The sequence below is a fragment of the Agilicoccus flavus genome (genome assembly GCF_014857905.1).
In the GTDB taxonomy this organism is placed as follows: Bacteria; Actinomycetota; Actinomycetes; order Actinomycetales; family Dermatophilaceae; genus Agilicoccus; species Agilicoccus flavus.
The window spans coordinates 273,925-292,173 of the sequence record NZ_JACYXE010000004.1 but is presented as its reverse complement, the minus strand read 5'-3'; the positions used below and the strand labels follow the sequence as shown (position 1 = coordinate 292,173).

At 74.6% G+C, this 18,249-nt stretch carries 14 protein-coding genes; 3 read left to right on the top strand and 11 right to left on the bottom strand.

Translation table 11 applies throughout. The features are described 5' to 3' along the window. Positions 1-19: 19 nt before the first annotated feature. The 4 genes from holA to ICW24_RS08675 all read right to left on the bottom strand — a co-directional run bounded on the left by holA (position 20) and on the right by ICW24_RS08675 (position 7,425). Positions 20-1,009, bottom strand: a complete 990-nt coding sequence (gene holA, locus ICW24_RS08690) for a DNA polymerase III subunit delta (protein ID WP_226345315.1) — start codon at positions 1,007-1,009, stop codon at positions 20-22. Between the two features lie 49 nt (positions 1,010-1,058). Beyond that, entirely contained in the window at positions 1,059-3,386 is a 2,328-nt protein-coding gene (locus ICW24_RS08685; RefSeq protein WP_226345314.1) for an ATP-dependent DNA helicase, read from the bottom strand. Between the two features lie 166 nt (positions 3,387-3,552). Continuing rightward, entirely contained in the window at positions 3,553-5,022 is a 1,470-nt protein-coding gene (gene hflX, locus ICW24_RS08680) for a GTPase HflX (RefSeq protein ID WP_226345313.1), read from the bottom strand. A 93-nt stretch (positions 5,023-5,115) separates the two neighbouring features. After that, on the bottom strand, positions 5,116-7,425 hold the full coding sequence (locus tag ICW24_RS08675; protein ID WP_226345312.1) for a sodium-translocating pyrophosphatase: 2,310 nt from the start codon (positions 7,423-7,425) through the stop codon (positions 5,116-5,118). Positions 7,426-7,771: 346 nt separating this feature from the next. On the opposite strand from ICW24_RS08675, the gene ICW24_RS08670 reads away from it, so the two are divergent. Further along, complete coding sequence (locus ICW24_RS08670; protein ID WP_226345311.1) at positions 7,772-8,410, top strand: class I SAM-dependent methyltransferase; 639 nt, start codon at positions 7,772-7,774, stop codon at positions 8,408-8,410. Between the two features lie 78 nt (positions 8,411-8,488). Here ICW24_RS08670 and ggt read toward each other — a convergent pair whose 3' ends face one another. From ggt to miaA, 3 genes are all read right to left on the bottom strand, one after another. Beyond that, on the bottom strand, positions 8,489-10,366 hold the full coding sequence (gene ggt / locus ICW24_RS08665) for a gamma-glutamyltransferase (protein WP_226345310.1): 1,878 nt from the start codon (positions 10,364-10,366) through the stop codon (positions 8,489-8,491). 120 nt (positions 10,367-10,486) lie between these two features. Then, on the bottom strand, positions 10,487-11,461 hold the full coding sequence (gene dapF / locus ICW24_RS08660) for a diaminopimelate epimerase (protein ID WP_226345309.1): 975 nt from the start codon (positions 11,459-11,461) through the stop codon (positions 10,487-10,489). A 31-nt stretch (positions 11,462-11,492) separates the two neighbouring features. Then, on the bottom strand, positions 11,493-12,464 hold the full coding sequence (gene miaA / locus ICW24_RS08655; protein WP_226345308.1) for a tRNA (adenosine(37)-N6)-dimethylallyltransferase MiaA: 972 nt from the start codon (positions 12,462-12,464) through the stop codon (positions 11,493-11,495). Between the two features lie 225 nt (positions 12,465-12,689). Here miaA and ICW24_RS08650 point away from each other — a divergent pair, with 225 nt between their 5' ends. Beyond that, positions 12,690-12,887: an antitoxin gene (locus tag ICW24_RS08650; RefSeq protein ID WP_226345307.1), complete on the top strand. Its 198-nt coding sequence runs from the start codon at positions 12,690-12,692 to the stop codon at positions 12,885-12,887. 211 nt (positions 12,888-13,098) lie between these two features. Here ICW24_RS08650 and miaB read toward each other — a convergent pair whose 3' ends face one another. The 3 genes from miaB to recA all read right to left on the bottom strand — a co-directional run bounded on the left by miaB (position 13,099) and on the right by recA (position 16,625). Next, entirely contained in the window at positions 13,099-14,610 is a 1,512-nt protein-coding gene (gene miaB, locus ICW24_RS08645; protein ID WP_226345306.1) for a tRNA (N6-isopentenyl adenosine(37)-C2)-methylthiotransferase MiaB, read from the bottom strand. A 106-nt stretch (positions 14,611-14,716) separates the two neighbouring features. After that, a complete protein-coding gene (locus ICW24_RS08640; protein WP_226345305.1) occupies positions 14,717-15,238 on the bottom strand; it encodes a regulatory protein RecX in 522 nt (173 codons plus the stop codon). A gap of 271 nt (positions 15,239-15,509) precedes the next feature. Continuing rightward, positions 15,510-16,625: a recombinase RecA gene (recA, locus tag ICW24_RS08635; protein ID WP_226345304.1), complete on the bottom strand. Its 1,116-nt coding sequence runs from the start codon at positions 16,623-16,625 to the stop codon at positions 15,510-15,512. Positions 16,626-16,920: 295 nt separating this feature from the next. Between recA and ICW24_RS08630 the strand changes: the two genes are divergently transcribed. Beyond that, positions 16,921-17,943, top strand: coding sequence for a universal stress protein (locus ICW24_RS08630; protein ID WP_226345303.1), 1,023 nt, complete (start codon positions 16,921-16,923; stop codon positions 17,941-17,943). A gap of 48 nt (positions 17,944-17,991) precedes the next feature. Here ICW24_RS08630 and ICW24_RS08625 read toward each other — a convergent pair whose 3' ends face one another. Continuing rightward, positions 17,992-18,231: a DUF3046 domain-containing protein gene (locus ICW24_RS08625; protein ID WP_226345302.1), complete on the bottom strand. Its 240-nt coding sequence runs from the start codon at positions 18,229-18,231 to the stop codon at positions 17,992-17,994. Positions 18,232-18,249: the final 18 nt, after the last annotated feature.

The window sequence follows — 18,249 nt, the reverse complement described above, 5'->3', positions numbered from 1 at the left end:
GTCCTGGAGCCCGGTGCGCTCAGCGCCCGGTGCGCGCCCGGCCGATGGTGAGGATGGCGCGCTCGAGGGCGTAGACCGGGTCCCGCCCACCGCCCTTGACGTCGAAGTCGGCGGCGGCCACGGCCTGGACGGCGGCGCCGAGGGCGTCGTCGGTCCAGCCGTTCGCGAGACGCCGGGCCTTGTCGATCTGCCACGGCGCCATGCCGAGCGACTTCGCGAGCGAGCCCGAGGGTCCGCGGCCCGCGCCCGAGACCTTGACGAGCTGGCGCAGCTGGGAGGCGATGACGGCGACGATGGGCACCGGGTCGAGCCCGCCGGCCAGCGCGTGGCGCAGGAGCCGCAGGGCGGCCGGGGTGTCGCCGGCGAGCGCGGTCTCGGCGACCTTGAACCCCGTCGCCTCCACCCGGCCGCCGTGGTAGGTCTCGACGAGGTCGGCGTCGACCACGCCGGTGCTGTCGTCGGCGAGCTGCCCGCAGGCGGCCGCGAGCTCGGAGACGTCGCGACCGACGGCCTCGACGAGGGCGCGGACCGCGGCCGGGTCGATCCGTCGCCCCCGGCGCCGGAACTCGTTCGTGACGAACTCGCTCTTCTCCCGGTCGGTCTTGATGGCGGGGGCCTCGAGCACGCGGGCGCCGGCCTTCTTCAACGTGTCGAGCACCTTCTTGCCCCGGGCTCCCCCGCGGTGCTCGACGACGAGCGTGAGGTCCCCGGGCGGCGCGGCGGCGACCTCCGCGACGACGGCGAGGGTGTCGGCCAACAACTCGTCGGTGCCCGCGTCGATGCCCCGGACGACGAGGGCCTTGACGCCCCCGAACAGCGACGGGCTGGCGTGCTGCACGAGCGAGCCCGGCTCGTACGCGTCGGCGTCGAGGCGGATGACCTCGACGCCGGGCTCGACCGACCGCAACGCCGTCAGGGTCGAGTCGACCGCCCGGTCGGCGAGGACGCGCTCGGGCCCGGACACGAGGACGAGGGCGGGGACCCCGCCGGAGGTCGGTGAACTGCTCACGGGCCCCACCCTGCCACGGGGGTCCGACAGGGACCCTCCACCGTCGGGCTCAGCCGGCCGAGCCGAGCCGCAGGCGGGAGATCCTCGCCCGCACCGCCTCGGCCTCGACCCCCAGGTGCTCGGCCAGCTCGTCGACGTCGAGGCCCAGGTCGAGGCCGTCGCTCAGTTCCTCGTCCTGCTCCCGGCTCCAGCCGTGACCGGCGGTGACGCCGGTCCGCGCGGCCTCGGGCGCGGGGGCGCCCGACGACGTCGCCTCGGCGACCCGGCCGGGCCCGGGGTGCTGCGCCGCGTCGCGGGCGGCCGACGCGGGGCCGTCGACGGCGACGGTCCCGAGGTCCGGGGCGAGGGCCCCCTTCGTGCCGCGGCGGGCGGGGGTCGCGACGGGCATCGGCGGCGGGGCCGCCTCGTCGAGCCGCGCGAGCGCCGACAGGACCAGGTCCCGGTCGGTCGTCGGCCAGAACGGCGGCAGGGAGGCCTGGAGGAAACCGGCGTAACGGGCCGTCATCATGCGGGGGTCGAGGAACGCGACGACGCCCCGGTCGTCGCCGCGGCGGATGAGACGGCCCGCGCCCTGAGCGAGCCGGAGCGCCGCGTGCGTGGCGGACACCGCCATGAACCCGTTGCCGCCCATCCGGGCGATGGCCTGCGAGCGGGCCGACGCGAGCGGGTCGTCGGGCCTCGGGAACGGGATGCGGTCGATGATGACGAGCTGGCAGGACGACCCCGGCACGTCGACCCCCTGCCACAGGGTCAGCGTCCCGAACAGGCAGGTCGACGCGTGGGTCGCGAACCGTCGCACGAGGGTGCCGATCTGGTCCTCCCCCTGGCAGAGCACCTCGATGTCGCCGCCGAGCCGGTCCCGCATCGCGGCCGTGGCCGCCTGGGCGGCGCGCATCGAGCTGAACAGGCCGAGGGTGCGCCCGCCGGCCGCCCGCACGAGGGCCTCGATCTCGTCGAACAGGACGTCGGGCGGACCGTCACGCCCGGGCTGCGGCAGGTGACGCGCCACGTACGCGATGCCCTGCCGGGCGTAGTCGAACGGGCTCCCGACGTCGAGCCCCGTCCACTCGGGCGCCCCGGCGCCCCGCAGGCCCAGGGTCCCGGCGACGGCGTCGAACGTGCCGCCCAGTTCGAGCGTCGCCGACGTCATGACGACGGTCCGTTCGCCGAACACCTTGTCGCGCAGCTGCATCGCGACGCTCATGGGCGCGACCCGCAACGAGGCCCCGCGCCGCGGATCCTGCCCGACCCACGCGACGTCGAGCTCGCGCTGGTCGAGGAGGCGCCCGCTCGTGTCGAAGACCTCGTCGACGGCGGCGCGGGCCACGGCACGCTGCCCGTCGGCCGGTTCGCCCCCGCCCGGACCCCCCGACGGTTTCATCGCGCTCTGCAGCGCCCGGGCGCACTCGTGGACGCGCGAGAGGGCGGCCACGAGGGAGGCGGGCAGTGCCTCGAGACGCCCCTCGGGCAGGTCGGCGCAGGTGGCGGTGAGGTCCGCGGCGGCCGCGGCGAGGTCGGCCGTGTCGGCCAGTCGGGCGGCGCGGTGGGCGGCGGCGAGGACGCCGGCTCCGGTGATCTCGTCGGTCACCGTGGAGGTGACGCGGTCGACGAGCTCGTGCGCCTCGTCGACGACGAGCAGGTCGTGTTCGGGGAGCATCGCGCGCCCCTCGAAGGCGTCGATGGCCATGAAGCTGTGGTTGGTGACGACGACGTCGACGTCCTTGGCCGCGTCGCGGCTGCGCTCGACGAAGCACTCGGCGACCATGGGGCACGAACTGCCGAGGCACTCCTGCGCCGACACGCTCACCTGCCGCCAGGCGCGCTCGGACACCCCGGGGACGAGCTCGTCGCGATCCCCGCCCTCGGTCTCCTCCGCCCACTCGCGGAGCCGGACGACCTCGGCCCCGAGCCGGGACGACGCTCCCGCCGACCCGCTCGACGCCCCGGGGTCGCCACCGAGTCCGGGCAGGGCGTCGGCCTCGTCCTCGACCGGGAAGCCGCCGCCGAGCTTGTGCCGGCACAGGTAGTTGCGGCGCCCCTTGACGAGGGCGTACGTGGGGGTGCGGTCGACCTTGCCGACGAGCGCCTCGGCGAGCCGGGGCATGTCGCGGTCGACGATCTGCCCCTGAAGCGCGAGGGTCGCCGTTGCGACGACCACCGGCTTACCGGTGGCCTGCGCGTGCGCGACCGCCGGCACGAGGTAGGCGAGGGACTTTCCGGTGCCGGTCCCCGCCTGGACGAGGAGGTGGCGTTCCTGGTCGACCGCGTCGGCCACGGCCCGGGCCATCGACACCTGACCGGGGCGGGTGGACCCGCCGACGCCTGCGACGGCGGCCTCGAGGAGATCGGTCACGGACACCGGGGAGGACGAAGGCACGGGCCCAGGCTAGTGGGGATGCCGCTCGCCGCCCGACCTCCTCCCGCCGGGCCGGGCGCAGCGTCCGTCCGGGGCCCGCGCCGACCGCCTGTGGACGCCCGCCCGGGCCCATCGGAGCGCGACGACGCCCCGGACCGCTCGGTCCGGGGCGTGCGTCGCGGCCCGATCAGGCGCCGGCGGAGAACTCCCGGAGCCCGTCGACGTCCTCGGACCGGACACGGACGTCGAGCCGGGTCCCGGTCGCGAGGTGCTCCTCGGTGACGATGTCGGCGTCGGTGTGCAGCCGGTTGACGACGTCGCCCCGGTCGTAGGGCACGAGGAGGTCGAGGTGGACGTCGGGGCGCGGCAGTGCGTCGGCGAGATGCGCGACGAGCCGGTCGAGGCCCTCTCCCGTCCGGGCCGACACGAACAGCGCCTGCGGTTCCTGGCGCCGCAGCAGGTCGAGGGTCTCGGGGTCGGCCGCATCGATCTTGTTGACGACGATGAGCTCGGGGGGCGCCGTCGCGGCGTCGTCGGCCACCTCGGCGAGCACCTCGCGGACCGCGGTGATCTGCGACTGGGGGTCGGGGTGGGATCCGTCGACGACGTGCAGCACGAGGTCGGCGTCGCCCACCTCCTCGAGCGTCGAGCGGAACGCCTCGACGAGCTGGTGCGGCAGGCTGCGGACGAAGCCGACGGTGTCGACGAGCGTGAACTCCCGGCCGTCGGGGGTCTCGGCTCGACGGACCGTCGGGTCCAGGGTGGCGAAGAGCGCGTTCTCGACGAGAACCCCGGCCCCGGTGAGCCGGTTGAGCAGCGACGACTTGCCCGCGTTCGTGTACCCGGCGATGGCGACCGAGGGCACGGCCCCGGCCCGGCGGGAGCCGCGCTTGGTGTCGCGCATTGTCTTCATCGCCGTGATCTCGCGCTTGAGCTTGCTGATCCGGCTGTTGATCCGGCGTCGATCGAGCTCGATCTTCGTCTCGCCCGGGCCGCGGGACCCGATGCCCGCACCGGCCGCCACGCGACCACCGGCCTGCCGGGACATCGACTCACCCCACCCGCGCAGGCGCGGGAGGAGGTAGCGCAGCTGGGCCAGCTCGACCTGCGCCTTGCCCTCCTTGCTCTTCGCGTGCTGGGCGAAGATGTCGAGGATGAGTCCGGTCCGGTCGATGACCTTGACCTTGACGACGTCCTCGAGAGCACGCCGCTGGCTCGGGGCGAGCTCGTCGTCGCAGACGACGGTGTCGGCGCCCTCGGCCGCGACGATGTCGCGCAGCTCGGCCGCCTTGCCCGAGCCGAGGTAGGTCGCCGCGTCGGGCTTGAGGCGGCGCTGCACGACCCCCGCGAGCACGGTCGACCCGGCGGTCTCGGCGAGGGCAGCGAGCTCGCGCAGGGAGTTCTCGGCGTCCTCCAGAGTGCCCTCGGTCCACACGCCCGCGAGAACGACCCGCTCGAGGCGCAGGGCCCGGTACTCGACCTCGGTGACGTCCTGCAGCTCGGTCGACAGGCCGGCGACGCGGCGCATGGCCGCGCGGTCCTCCCGCTCGAACTGGTCGCCGTCGTACGACGCGAAATCGGCGTCGTCGCGGTGCCACGCGTCGTCGTCGGCGAGCGCGGAGGCCTTGAACTCGAAGATGTCGGAAGCTTTCGTCATAACCCTTCCAGGGTGGCAGAGCACGACGCCGCGGCGCGACGTGTTATCGGGACAACGCCGGGGCACCCCCCGCGATTCCGCCCCTGCCGGGCCTCACACCTGGGCCGCGGCGGGCACCTCGTCGACCCGCGAGGCCGAGCCGCGCCGCTTGGAGACGACGACGGCGACGACGATGACGGCGAACGCGGCGAGGGCGATGAGCAGCCGGAGCGGCGTGTTCGCGCCGTCGCCGATCGAGAGCCCGACCACGGCCGGGGCGATGAGGACCGCCACGAGGTTCATCACCTTGAGCAGCGGGTTGATCGCCGGACCGGCCGTGTCCTTGAAGGGGTCGCCGACCGTGTCGCCGATGACCGTGGCGGCGTGCGCGTCGGAGCCCTTGCCCCCGTGGTGACCGTCCTCGACGAGCTTCTTCGCGTTGTCCCAGGAGCCGCCCGCGTTGGCGAGGAAGACGGCCATGAGCACACCGGATCCGATCGCACCGGCGAGGAAGCCCGCGAGGGCTCCGAAGCCGAGTCCGAAGCCGACGGCGATCGGGGCCATCGCGGCGAGCAGGCCCGGGGTGGCGAGCTCGCGCAGGGAGTCGCGGGTGCAGATGTCGACGACCCGCCCGTACTCCGGCTTCTCGGTGCCGGCCATGATCCCGGGGTGCTCGCGGAACTGCCGCCGCACCTCGAGGACGATGGCGCCCGCGGCCCGGGTGACCGCGTCGATGGCCAGGCCGGAGAAGAGGAAGACGACGCTCGCGCCGAGGATGAGGCCGACGAGCACGTTCGGTGCCACCACGGAGTAGCCCTCGACCGCCTCGGTCGCCGTCCGTCCCGCCTCGACGAGGGCGCCGGTCACGGCGTCGTTGTAGGAACCGAACAGCGCCGTCGCCGCGAGCACGGCCGTCGCGATGGCGATGCCCTTGGTGATCGCCTTCGTCGTGTTCCCGACGGCGTCGAGGTCGGTGAGCACCTGGGCACCGGCCTCGTCGACGTCGCCGGACATCTCGGCGATGCCCTGCGCGTTGTCGCTGACCGGGCCGAACGTGTCCATGGCGACGATCACCCCGACCGTGGTGAGCAGGCCGCACCCGGCGAGCGCGATGAGGAACAGCGACAGGATGATCGAGCCGCCGCCCATGAGGAAGGCGATGTAGACGGCGGCGGCGATGACGGCGGCGGTGAAGACGGCGGACTCGAGCCCGACGCCGATCCCGGAGAGGACGACCGTCGCGGCGCCGGTCAGCGACGTGCGGGCGACGTTGCGGGTCGGCTCCTTCTCGGTGTCGGTGAAGTGTCCCGTGATCCACAGGATGACGGCGGCGAGGACGATGCCGAGGACGACCGCGCCGAAGGCGAGCAGGCGGGGGTCGGCCCCGACCGCGCGCACGGACTCGGCCGCGCCGGGCATGGCCGCGAACGAGGACGGCAGGTAGGCGAAGGCCGCGACGCCGCACAGGAGGGCCGACACGACGGCGGCGATGGTGAAGCCGCGGTTGATCGCGGCGAGACCGCCCTCGCCGACCTTCACCCGGGTGACGACGATGCCGAGCACCGCGGTCAGCGCCCCGAGGGCCGGCACGATGAGCGGGAAGACGAGGCCCGGTTCGCCGAAGGCGGCCTTGCCGAGGATGAGGGCCGCGACGAGGGTCACCGCGTAGCTCTCGAAGAGGTCGGCCGCCATGCCGGCGCAGTCGCCCACGTTGTCGCCGACGTTGTCGGCGATCGTCGCGGCGTTGCGCGGGTCGTCCTCGGGGATGCCCTGTTCGACCTTGCCGACGAGGTCGGCGCCGACGTCGGCCGCCTTGGTGAAGATGCCGCCGCCGACGCGCATGAACATGGCGAGCAGGGCGGCGCCGAAGCCGAAGCCCTCGAGGACGGCCGGCGCCTCGCCGCGGTAGATGAGGACGACGGAGGCGGCGCCGACGAGGCCGAGCCCCACGGTGGCCATGCCGACCGCTCCCCCGGTGCGCACCGCGAGCCGGAAGCCGACCTCGCGCCCGGACGCCCCCGCCCGCGCCGCGGAGGCGACCCGGACGTTGGCGCGGACCGCCAGCGTCATCCCGAGGTAGCCGATCGCGGCCGAGAAGAGCGCGCCGAGGACGAAGAACAGGCTGCGCCCGATGCGGACCGACCCGTCGTGGGCGGGCAGCAGGAAGAGCAGGAGGAAGACGGCGACCACGAACCAGACCAGCGTGCGCATCTGTCGGGTGAGGTAGGCGGAGGCGCCCTCCTGCACCGCGAGGGCGATGCCCCGCATCCCGTCCGTCCCGTCGTCGGCGCGCAGGACCTGGGCTCGGAAGATCACCCCGACGCCCAGCGCGAGGAGCCCGACGACCGCGACGGCGGTGACGACGGCGAGGCTCTGCGGCCCCACCGGCACGGCCGGCACCACGGCCTCGGACGAAACGGTCATGAATCGTGCAGTGGGCCCACCGGTCATGGGGGCGACCTCCTCGTCGCGCGGCGCCGTCGACCCCGAGCCTGATGGCCCGGGCGCCTCGGATCACGCCACCATACGGAGCGGGCCCGGCCGCGACAACGAAGACGCGGGGAAGTCGCACGAGATTTCGACCTGCGAGATCGGGGCGCCGACAAGGCTTCCCGCCGGACGAACCGCCCCGCGGCGGCCCCGCGGCGGCCACCGGTGGCCTGCAGCGGCGCAGCAGGTGGGGTGAGTGGCGCCGCAGGCCGGGGTGGGTGGGGCTGCGCCGCGGGGCGAGGCGGGGCGGGCGGCGCGGGCGCGCCCGTACACTCTGCGGGTGGAATCGAGCCCGCACTACTTCACCCCCCGGCCCTCCGGTCCGGAGTCGCGGCGCGCGATCACCGTGGAGCTCGCGGGTCGCCGGGTGGAGGTGACCACCGCCGACGGCATCTTCTGCCCCGACCGCCTCGACCTGGGCACGTCCGTGCTGCTGCGCACGACCCCCGACCCACCCGAGCGTGGCGAGCTCCTCGACCTCGGCTGCGGCTGGGGGCCCATCGCGATGACGATGGCGCTGTGCTCGCCGCGGGCGCGCGTCTGGGGGGTCGACGTCAACGAACGCGCGCTCGGGCTGCTCGCGGACAACGCCGCCGCCCACGGCCTCGATCGCATCGTCGCGGCCCGGCCGCAGGACGTCCCGGCCGACCTCCTCTTCGACGAGATCTGGTCGAACCCGCCGATCCGCATCGGTAAGCCCGCCCTGCACGAGTTGCTGACGACCTGGCTGCCCCGCCTCGTGCCCGGCGGCACCGCCTACCTCGTCGTCCAGCGCAACCTCGGGGCCGACTCGCTCGCCGTGTGGCTGCGGGGCAACCTGCCCCCGCAGTTCACCGTGGTCAAGGAGGCGTCAGCCAAGGGCTTCCGGGTCCTGCGCGTCCACCGCACGCTCGCCCCGGACGACGGCGTCCCCGCCTGAGGGCGAGGACGCCGAGGCCGGCGGATCCCGACACGAGCGGATCCAGGCCCAGGCCCGGGCTCCGCCGTGCTCGTCGGGTCAGCGGTTGCGGTCGGCGCGCACGACCATCGCCGAACCGCCACCGCCGCGGGTCGTCTCGGCGGCCGCCTCGAACCGGCGCCCCGGCAGGAGGCGGATGCCGGAGGCGTTGCCGATCTGGTCCACGGGGTCGAGCCGGTGCCCCTTCGCGGCGAGCGCTGCCGCCTCGGGGGTGGCCAGGAACGTCTTCTCGGCGGTGGCCCCGGTGTTCCGGGAGCTGATCCGCGGCGCGGCGATCGCGTCGACGAGCGGCATCCCTCGGTCGAGCGTGCCGAGGAGGATCTGCGAGACGGTCGTGATGATCGTCGCGCCGCCCGGCGTCCCGACCGTCAGCACGGGCCGCCCGTCGCGGAGCACGATGGTCGGGCTCATCGAGCTGCGCGGCCGCTTGCCCGGGCCGGGCAGGTTCGGGTCGGGCACCCCGGCGGTCACGGGCACGAAGTCGAAGTCCGTCAGCTCGTTGTTGAGCAGGAACCCGCGCCCGGGGACGGTGATGCCGGACCCGCCGGTCTGCTCGATCGTCAGCGTGTACGAGACGACGTTGCCCCAGCGGTCGGCGACGTTGAGGTGGGTCGTCGAGGTGCCCTCGCGCCCGGCGCCGGTGGTGCCGGCCGACGCGGGGCAGGCACCGTAGTCGCCGTCGGGCGTCCCGAACGGCACGGGTCGGGCCGCCGCCTTCGCGGGATCGAACCCGCACGCGCGCTCGCCGAGGAATCCGCGCGAGAGGAGCTCGCGCGTGGGGACCCCGGGGACGTGCCCCACCCATCGGTTGCGGTCGGCGAACGCCGTGGCGCTCGCCTCCGCGAACCGGTGGAGGTGGTCGACCGGGGTCGCGGCCGCAGTGCTCACCTTCGTCCGCGCGGCATAGGCCTCCATGAGGCCGAGGATCTCGCCGACGGCGATCCCCCCGGAGCTCGGCACCCCCATGCCCACGATCTGCAGGTCCCGGTAGGCAGCGACCACGGGCGCCGGCCGACGCACCCGGTAGGCGGCGACGTCGGCCGGCGTCATCGGGCTGCTCCGCACGGTGAGCCCGGGGGCCGTGCGCGGCCGGGTGGCGGCGGCGACGACGTCCTTGCCGATGCGGCCCCGGTACATGACGTCGACGCCGTGGCGCGCGATCTGGCGGTAGGTGCGGGCGAGGTCGGGGTTGCGGAAGGTGGAGCCGACCGCCGGGGGCGCGCCGCCGGGCAGGAACAGTTCCGCCGTGTCGGGGAACATCGCGAAGCGCTTCGCGTTGCTCGCCGTGTGAGAGCGGTAGTACGCGTCCACGGTGAACCCGCGCCGCGCCACCTTCTCGGCGGGCGCGAGCAGCGAGCCCAGCGACCTGGTCCCCCAGGCGGAGACCGCCGCGTCCCACGTGGCGGGCGTGCCGGGGACGCCGACCGACAACCCGGACGAGACGACCTCGTCGAACTCCAGGGCCTTGCCGGCGCCGTCGGTCAGGGTCGTCGGGGTGAACGCGCGCGGCGCGGTCTCGCGACCGTCGATCGTGTGGACCCGGCCGGACGCGGCGTCGTAGTACACGAAGAAGCCGCCGCCGCCGATGCCGGAGCTGAACGGCTCGGTGACCCCGAGGGTGGCCGCGGTGGCGACGGCCGCGTCGACGGCGTTGCCGCCGCGCCGGAGCACGTCGATGCCCACCGCGGTGGCGGTCTCGTCGACCGACGAGACGGCCCCACCGGCTCCGGTCATCGTCGGGACCTTCGTCGTCGGCCGCCGGGTCGGGGTCGCGGCCCGCGTGCCCGCGGCAGGGTCGAGGGCCGGGGACGGTTCGGTCGAGGTCGGCGGGGTGACCGCCCCCGCCAGGGCGGGGGTGCCGACGAGCAGGAGGCCCGCGGTGACACCCGCGGCGAGAGAACGGGGTCGGTTCGTCATGCGCCGTGAGCCTAGGCCCGGTCGGCCTGGCGCACAACGGGTCAGGCCCGACGCGGGACCCGACCGCCTCGACGCCCCCACCGGCGACGGCGGTCGAGGCCGCGCGCACGGCCCCGTCGCTCAGGGCGTGACGAGCGTCGTCGTGCCGTCGGCGACGAGGTCGGCGGGCCCGGCGAGCTCGACCCCGGCGTTCGGCAGGGCGGTGACGCGCAGGGTGCCGCCCGGCACGTCGACGCGCCACGTGCCGTGCTCGCGGGGTCGCCCGCTCCACAGCATGAGCGCGAGCGCGGCGGCCGCGGCCCCGGTCCCGCAGGATCGCGTCTCGCCGACCCCGCGCTCGTGGACCCGCATCTGGAGGTGGCCGTCGCCGAGCGGCTGCGCCAGCTCGACGTTGACGCCGCCGGGGACGGGCGGGTCGACCGCCGGAGCCGCCGTCAGGTCGAGACCGGCGAGGTCGACGTCCTCGGGCAGGGCGACGACGACGTGCGGGTTGCCGAGGTCGAGGCTCAGTCCGGGGACGGGCCCGAGTCCGGGGACGTCGACGAGCCGGTCGTAGCCCTGGCGCGCGAACATCTCCTCGTCGGCGAGGCGCCACGGGCCCAGGTCGGTCGCGTACTCCGTCGTCGCCCCCGCCCCCCGGACCTGCACCCGCTTGACCCCGGCCCGCGTGGCGATCGCGAACTCGTCGGCGGTCTCCCAGCCCGCCCGACGCAGGTACGCCGCGAAGACCCGCGTCCCGTTCCCGCACATCTCGGCCTTCGACCCGTCCGCGTTGCGGTAGTCCATGAACCAGGACGCCCGATCGGCCTGCGCCCGCACCGCGGGCTCGTCGCTGCACCGGGTCGGCACGACCCGGATGACGCCGTCGCCACCGATGCCGCCGCGTCGGTCGGCGAGTCGGCGCACGGCGTGCTCGTCGAGGTCGAGGCGGCCGTCCGGGTCGGGCAGCAGGACGAAGTCGTTCTCCGTGCCGTGCCCCTTCGTGAAGGCCGCACCCGCGGGTCGATCGCCGGGGGCGCCGAGACCCTCGCGCCGGGCCGGCGCGGCCGGCGGTGCGTCGGCGGGCCGGGGGGTCTCGGGATCGTGGAGGCTCACCGTCGCATTCTCCCCCGCCCGGCCGCCGCGATCACCGGGGGTCGAGCGAAGGACGCGCCCGCCCGTGGGCGGCGATGATCTCGCCGACCGCGCGGTCGGCCTGCAGGACCCGGATGCGGGAGTCCGGACCGAACCAGCGCACCTGCCGGCGGGCGAGGCGTCGGGTGGCCTGCGCGGTCGCCTCGATCGCCTCCGGCAAGGTCAGGCGCCCCTCGAGGTGGTCGAGGACCTGGCGGTACCCGACCGACCTCGACGCGGTCCGGGTGTCGGCCAATCCCCGGGCCGCGAGGGCCTCCACCTCACCCACGAGACCTTCGTCGAACATGGCCCGGGTGCGGGCCCCGATGCGGGCGTCGAGCTCGCCGGTCTCGACGCCGATGGCGAAGGCGAGGGTGGGGGTCACGTACTCGCGCACGGGCAGGGTCGCGGAGAAGGGCCGGCCGGTGAGTTCGACGACCTCGAGGGCGCGCACGATCCGCCGGGTGTTGTGCGGCTCGATCGACCCCGCCGCGACCGGGTCGAGCGACTCGAGCCGCGCCCGCAGCGGCGCCGCGCCGGACGCCTCGAGCTCCGCCTCGAGCCGGGCGCGCACCCTCGGGTCGGTCGGCGGGATCTCGAGCCGGTCGAGCACCGCACGCACGTACAACCCCGATCCGCCCGCGAGGATCGGCACCCGCCCGCGCGCGCGGATCCCGGCGAGGTCGGCGCGGGCGTGGCGCTGGTAGGCCGCGACGCTCGCGTCCTGGTCGATGTCCAGGACGTCGAGCTGGTGGTGCGGGATGCCGCGGCGCTCCTGCGGCCGGACCTTCGCCGTGCCGATGTCCATGCCGCGGTACAGCTGGCTCGCGTCGGCGCCGACGACCTCGCCGCCCAAGGCCTCCGCGACCTCGATCGCCACCGCGCTCTTGCCCGTCGCGGTCGCCCCGACCACGGCGACGACGGGGGCGACGGGCGTCTGCGGGTCGACGTCCTCGGGGGCCTGGCGAAGGTCGGGATCGCTCACGTGCCCAGTCTCACCGACGCGACGATCCCCATGGACGCCGCCCGGTGGCGGAAGCGGGGACCTCCTCCGGGGGTGTCCGGCCGGGTCTCGACATGCGAGAGATCCGTCGCCCGGTGGCATGGAACGCCGGCGCCGAGGCACAGTGACACCGCGGCGCCACGCCGCGGCGGTGGCGGCGGCACGCGGCCCCACCGAGCACGTGACCTCAGCAGAAGGAGAGCGACCATGAGCCAGTTCGACAACCTCGCCGGCAAGGCTTCCGAGCTCAACGAGCAGCACGGCGACAAGATCGAGGGCGCCACCGACCAGGGGCTCGAGCAGGCGGGGAACGCTGCGGACAGCAGGACCGGCGGCAAGTTCTCCGAGCAGATCGACCAGGCCCAGGCGCAGGGCGACGAGCGCGTCGGCGACAACTCGCAGTGACACCGGTCTCGTGACCGGCCCGTGACGCGACCGGGTCGATCACGAGCGGCACGACGGCGACAGGCCCCACCACCACGGTGGGGCCTGTCGTCGTGTCGGCGCCCGCCGTGTCGGCGCCCGTCGTGTCCGCGCCTGGGGGCGGGACCCGTGTCGTCGGGACCCGTGTCGGCGGCGTCGGGGTTTCACCCCCGCGGCGGGCGTTCCCGGCCGATCAGCGCGCGCAGGCGGGCGCCGGCGCCGCTGCCGTGCTCGGGGCGCCGATCGTCGGCATCCCGAGCGTCACCGCCGGCTTGCCCGGGACCGGCGCGTCCTGCAACCGCTCCCAGGCATCGCCGCCGGCCGTCGCCCGGACGCGATAGGTGCCGTCGCCGACCATCGCGGCGTCCGCGACGAGGTGGTGCGGGGCCCCGCGCGTCACACCGACGGTGACGACGTCACCCGGCCGCGGCCGGGACGCACCCGCGGGGACCCCGAAGTGGACGAGGCGGTTGTCGCGCGCGCGGCCCGAGAGCCGGGCTGTCTCGGCGTCCTTGCGGCCCTCCCCGGGCGCCACGAGGACCTCGACGTCGCGGCCCTCCAGGCGCCGGTTCTCGGACCACGAGATGTCGTCCTGCAGCGCGACGAGACGATCGAACCGCTCCTGCACCACGGCTTTCGGGATCTGGTCGTCCATCGTCGCCGCCGGAGTGCCGGGTCGGATGGAGTACTGGAAGGTGAAGGCGCTGGAGAAGCGGGCGGCGGCCACGACGTCGAGGGTGGCCTGGAAGTCCTCCTCGGTCTCACCCGGGAAGCCGACGATGAGGTCGGTCGTGATCGCGGCGTCCGGGATACGCTCGCGCACCCGGTCGAGGATGCCGAGGAACCTCTCGCTGCGGTAGGACCGTCGCATGGCGCGCAGCACCCGGTCCGACCCCGCCTGGAGCGGCATGTGCAGGCTGGGCATGACGTTGGGCGTCTGCTCCATCGCGTCGATGACGTCGTCGGTGAACGCCGCGGGGTGCGGGCTCGTGAACCGCACCCGCTCGAGGCCGTCGATGTCACCGCAGGCGCGCAGCAGCTTGCCGAACGCGTACCGATCGCCGAACTCGACGCCGTAGCTGTTGACGTTCTGGCCGAGCAGGGTCACCTCGACGACGCCCTGGTCGACGAGCGCACGGATCTCGGCGAGCACGTCGCCCGGGCGCCGATCGGCCTCCTTGCCCCGCAGGCTCGGCACGATGCAGAACGTGCACGTGTTGTTGCACCCGACGGAGATCGACACCCACCCGGCGTAGGCGGAGTCGCGCCGGGTCGGCAGCGTCGAGGGGAACGTCTCGAGCGACTCCAGGATCTCGACCTGCGCGCGCTTGTTGTGGCGCGCCCGGTCGAGGAGCGCCGGCAGGGACCCGATGTTGTGGGTACCGAAGACGACGTCGACCCAGGGGGCGCGCTCGACGATGGTGTCGCGGTCCTTCTGCGCCATGCACCCGCCGACCGCGATCTGCAGATCGGGGTTGCGCAGCTTGGCGGGGCGGAGCTGGCCGAGGTTGCCGTACAGCTTGTTGTCGGCGTTCTCGCGGACCGCGCACGTGTTGAACACGACGACGTCGGCCGTCTCGGGCCGCCCGTCGGCCGGCAGGCCGGCGAGGTCGACGTAGCCCGCTGTCTCGAGCAACCCCGCCAGCCGCTCCGAGTCGTGCACGTTCATCTGGCACCCGTGGGTGCGCACGTCGTAGGTCTTCATCGCCGTCCATTCTCGCAGGGCGCCCCGCCCGGGTCGACCACGCGGGGCGGAGGTGGCCGGCGGCCGCCCATCCGGCCCGCGGCACCGACGGGCCCCGGGCCGGCCGTCAGTCGCGCCGGTACTCCTCGCTGTCCGCGATCGCGTCCCGGATCACGCCGTAGGCCACGTCGGCGGGGTAGCCCTTGCGGGCGAGCATGCCGGCGAGGCGACGGGTGGCCACCTCGACGCCCAGCCCGCCCATGCTGCGCAGGCGCTTGTCGACGAGCTCGCGCGCCCGGATCCGCTCGTCGGCGGGGTCGACCTCCTCCAGCGCCGCGGTCGCGGTGTCGGGGTCGACACCCTTGCGCCGCAGCTCGTGCGCGAGGGCGCGGCGGGCGAGCCCCCGCCCGGCGTGCTGGGACCGGACGAGCATCTCGGCGTAGGCCTCGTCGTCGACGAGCCCGACCTCGGTGAAGCGGTCGAGCACGGCCGCCGCCACATCGGGAGCGCAGTCCTTCGCCGCGAGCTTCTCCTCGAGCTGGGCGCGGCTGTGGGGGGCCATCGCCAGCTGGCGCAGGACGATCTGCCGCGCCACCTGATGGCTGTCGGCGTCGGGATCGCGGCTCGTGGCCTCGGGGGCCTCGCTCACCGGACGGCCCCGCCGCCGCGTGCCGCGGGTCGACGTCGCCGTCGCCGCCGGAGAAGAGGGCGACGGGCCGATCGGACCCGCCCGTCGCTCCCCCTGCGGCCCCGGGGCGGCACCACCTCCACCGCCCGCGTCCGGGGTCGGCGGGAGTGCGTCCACCCGCGGCGGCCCCGCACCGCGCGGCGATGCGGGGCGGTCCGCCGGGGGTGTGCGGGCGAGCCTTTCGGCCTCGGCGAGCGCCGCCCGGGCCTGGTCGAGCCGGGTCGTCACGGGCTCAGAACCCGACGGGCACCTCGGCGACCGGCGCCGCCTTGGCCCTGCCCTTGCCGTTCGCCTCGGCGGTCGGAGGCGCGGACAGGTCGGCCTCGAGCTCGGACAGGTCGTCGGGGACGACCCCGATGCCGAGCTTGGCCTTGATCTTGCGCTCGATCTCGTCGGCCAGACCGGGGTTGTCGCGCAGGAAGTTGCGGGCGTTCTCCTTGCCCTGCCCGAGCTGGTCCCCCTCGCACGTGTACCAGGCCCCGGACTTCTTGACGAAGCCGTGCTCCACGCCCATGTCGATGAGACCACCCTCGCGCGAGATGCCCTGGCCGTAGATGATGTCGAACTCCGCCTGCTTGAACGGGGGCGACATCTTGTTCTTGACGACCTTGACGCGGGTGCGGTTGCCGACGGCGTCGGTGCCGTCCTTGAGCGTCTCGATGCGGCGGACGTCGAGGCGGACCGAGGCGTAGAACTTGAGCGCCTTGCCGCCGGTCGTCGTCTCCGGGGAGCCGAACATGACGCCGATCTTCTCGCGGAGCTGGTTGATGAAGATGGCCGTCGTGCCCGAGCTGTTGAGGGCGCCGGTGAGCTTGCGCAGCGCCTGGCTCATGAGGCGCGCCTGCAGACCCACGTGGCTGTCGCCCATCTCGCCCTCGATCTCGGCGCGCGGGACGAGGGCGGCCACGGAGTCGACGACGATGACGTCGAGAGCCCCGGACCGGATGAGCATGTCGGCGATCTCGAGCGCCTGCTCCCCCGTGTCGGGCTGGCTGACGAGGAGCGCGTCGGTGTCGACGCCGAGCTTCTTGGCGTACTCGGGGTCGAGGGCGTGCTCGGCGTCGATGAAGGCGGCGATGCCGCCCGCGCGCTGGGCGCTGGCCACGGCGTGCAGCGCGACCGTCGTCTTACCGGAGGACTCCGGGCCGTAGATCTCGACCACGCGGCCACGGGGCAGCCCGCCGATGCCGAGGGCGACGTCGAGCGAGATCGACCCGGTGGGGATGACGCTCACGGGGGGACGCACGTCCTCGCCCAGGCGCATGACGGCGCCCTTGCCGTAGTTCTTCTCGATCTGCGCCATCACGGTGTCGAGTGACTTGTGCTTCTGATCCGTCGTCACGGCCATGGCCGCACCTTCTTTCGTCTCGATGTGGTCCGCGCCTACCTGCGACCCGCGCCCGGATCGGGCGTCGGGTCAGACGCTAGGAGCCACCACCGACAAGGTCGCCGCGCCGCGTCCCCGCTGTGGACGGGATCGCACCGCGCGACCGTGCCCGACGGCCTGTGCTCCTGCGGCCACCCTAGCGAACGCGTGTTCGAAAGCGAGCACGACCCGGGCGACACGCCGGACGCCTCGCACGCTCCTCGTTCCGGCCGTCGACTTCGGGGACACGAGAGGGTGTTCCGGGCGACAATGGGGCATGAGCGCCTCCGACCACACCGCCCCCCGCGCCACCGACGCACCCGCCGGGCAGGGCCGTGCCCCCGGCCGTGGCCCCGGACACGGCCTCGGGCAGGATGCCGACACGTCCAACGCCTCCGAGGGCCACGACGTCCCCACCGGCGCCGTCGTCGTCGGCGTCGACGGCTCGACGGGGGCCCGCGCCGCCCTGGCCTGGGCCGTGAGCGAGGCCGTCCGACGCGGGCGCCCGTTGCACCTGCTGTGCTCGCGCGAGGTGTACATCGGCGCTGCGCATCTCGACAGCTCGGTCGCCTGGACCAACCCCGAGCTCGACGCGATGGACTCGAGCTCCACCGTCGTCGACGAGGCGAGCGAATTCGTCCGCGGTCTCGCCCCGGACGTCCCCCTGACGTTCTCGCGGCCCTGGGGCCGCCCCGCCGGCCCCCTCGTGGAGGCGAGCCGCGAGGCGTCGATGGTCGTCGTCGGGAACCGCGGCCAGGGGCGCGTGGCCAGTTCCGTCCTCGGGACGGTGTCCCTGCAGACCGCGGCGCACGCCCACGGCCCCGTCGTCGTCGTCCGCGAGGGGCAGACCCGTCACCCGGGCGGATCGATGAAGATCACCGTCGGGGTCGACGGGTCGGTCGACTCGGTGCGGGCCGCCCACTTCGCGTTCGACATGGCGGGGCCGGGCGGACGCGTCGACCTCGTCCTCGCGTGGTGGCTGGAGATGGTCGACGGCGTGGTCGTCACCACCCCCGACTCGCCCCAGTGGGCGCGGGTCGTCGGCGGTCACGAGCGCACGTTGGAGCGGATCGTCGCCGAGGCCGGATCGGCCCACCCGGAGGTCGCGGCCGAGATGCACGTGACGCGCGGGCGGACCGAGGACGTCGTCCTCGCGGCCACCGCCGACGCCGACCTCCTCGTCGTCGGCAGCCGGGGGCGCGGCGGCTTCGCCGGCCTCCTCCTGGGGTCGGTGAGTCAGCACATGCTCGGCGTCTCGCCCTGCCCCGTCGGGGTGACCGCCCGGGTGCGGGACCGCTGAGCGCGGCGCTCACGCCCGGCCGACGAGAGGGGGCGCGGGAGCGCCTCGTCAGAGATCCTGAGGCCGAGGTTCCCGGGGCGGGTGGTCCACTCCGAGGCGTCGGCCCTCGGGCACGGACATCTGCTCGCACACGGCGGACCACACGCGGCGGGCGGGGACGCCCCCCGCCAGGGCCTCGTCGGCGGTGCGCCCGTCGAGCGCGGTCAACGCCTGGCCCGAGGCGACACTGCGCGCGTAGCCGGGCCCGAACTCGTCGTCCATGAGTTCCCAGAAACGGCTCTCTCTCACGGAGGCGAGTCAACCACC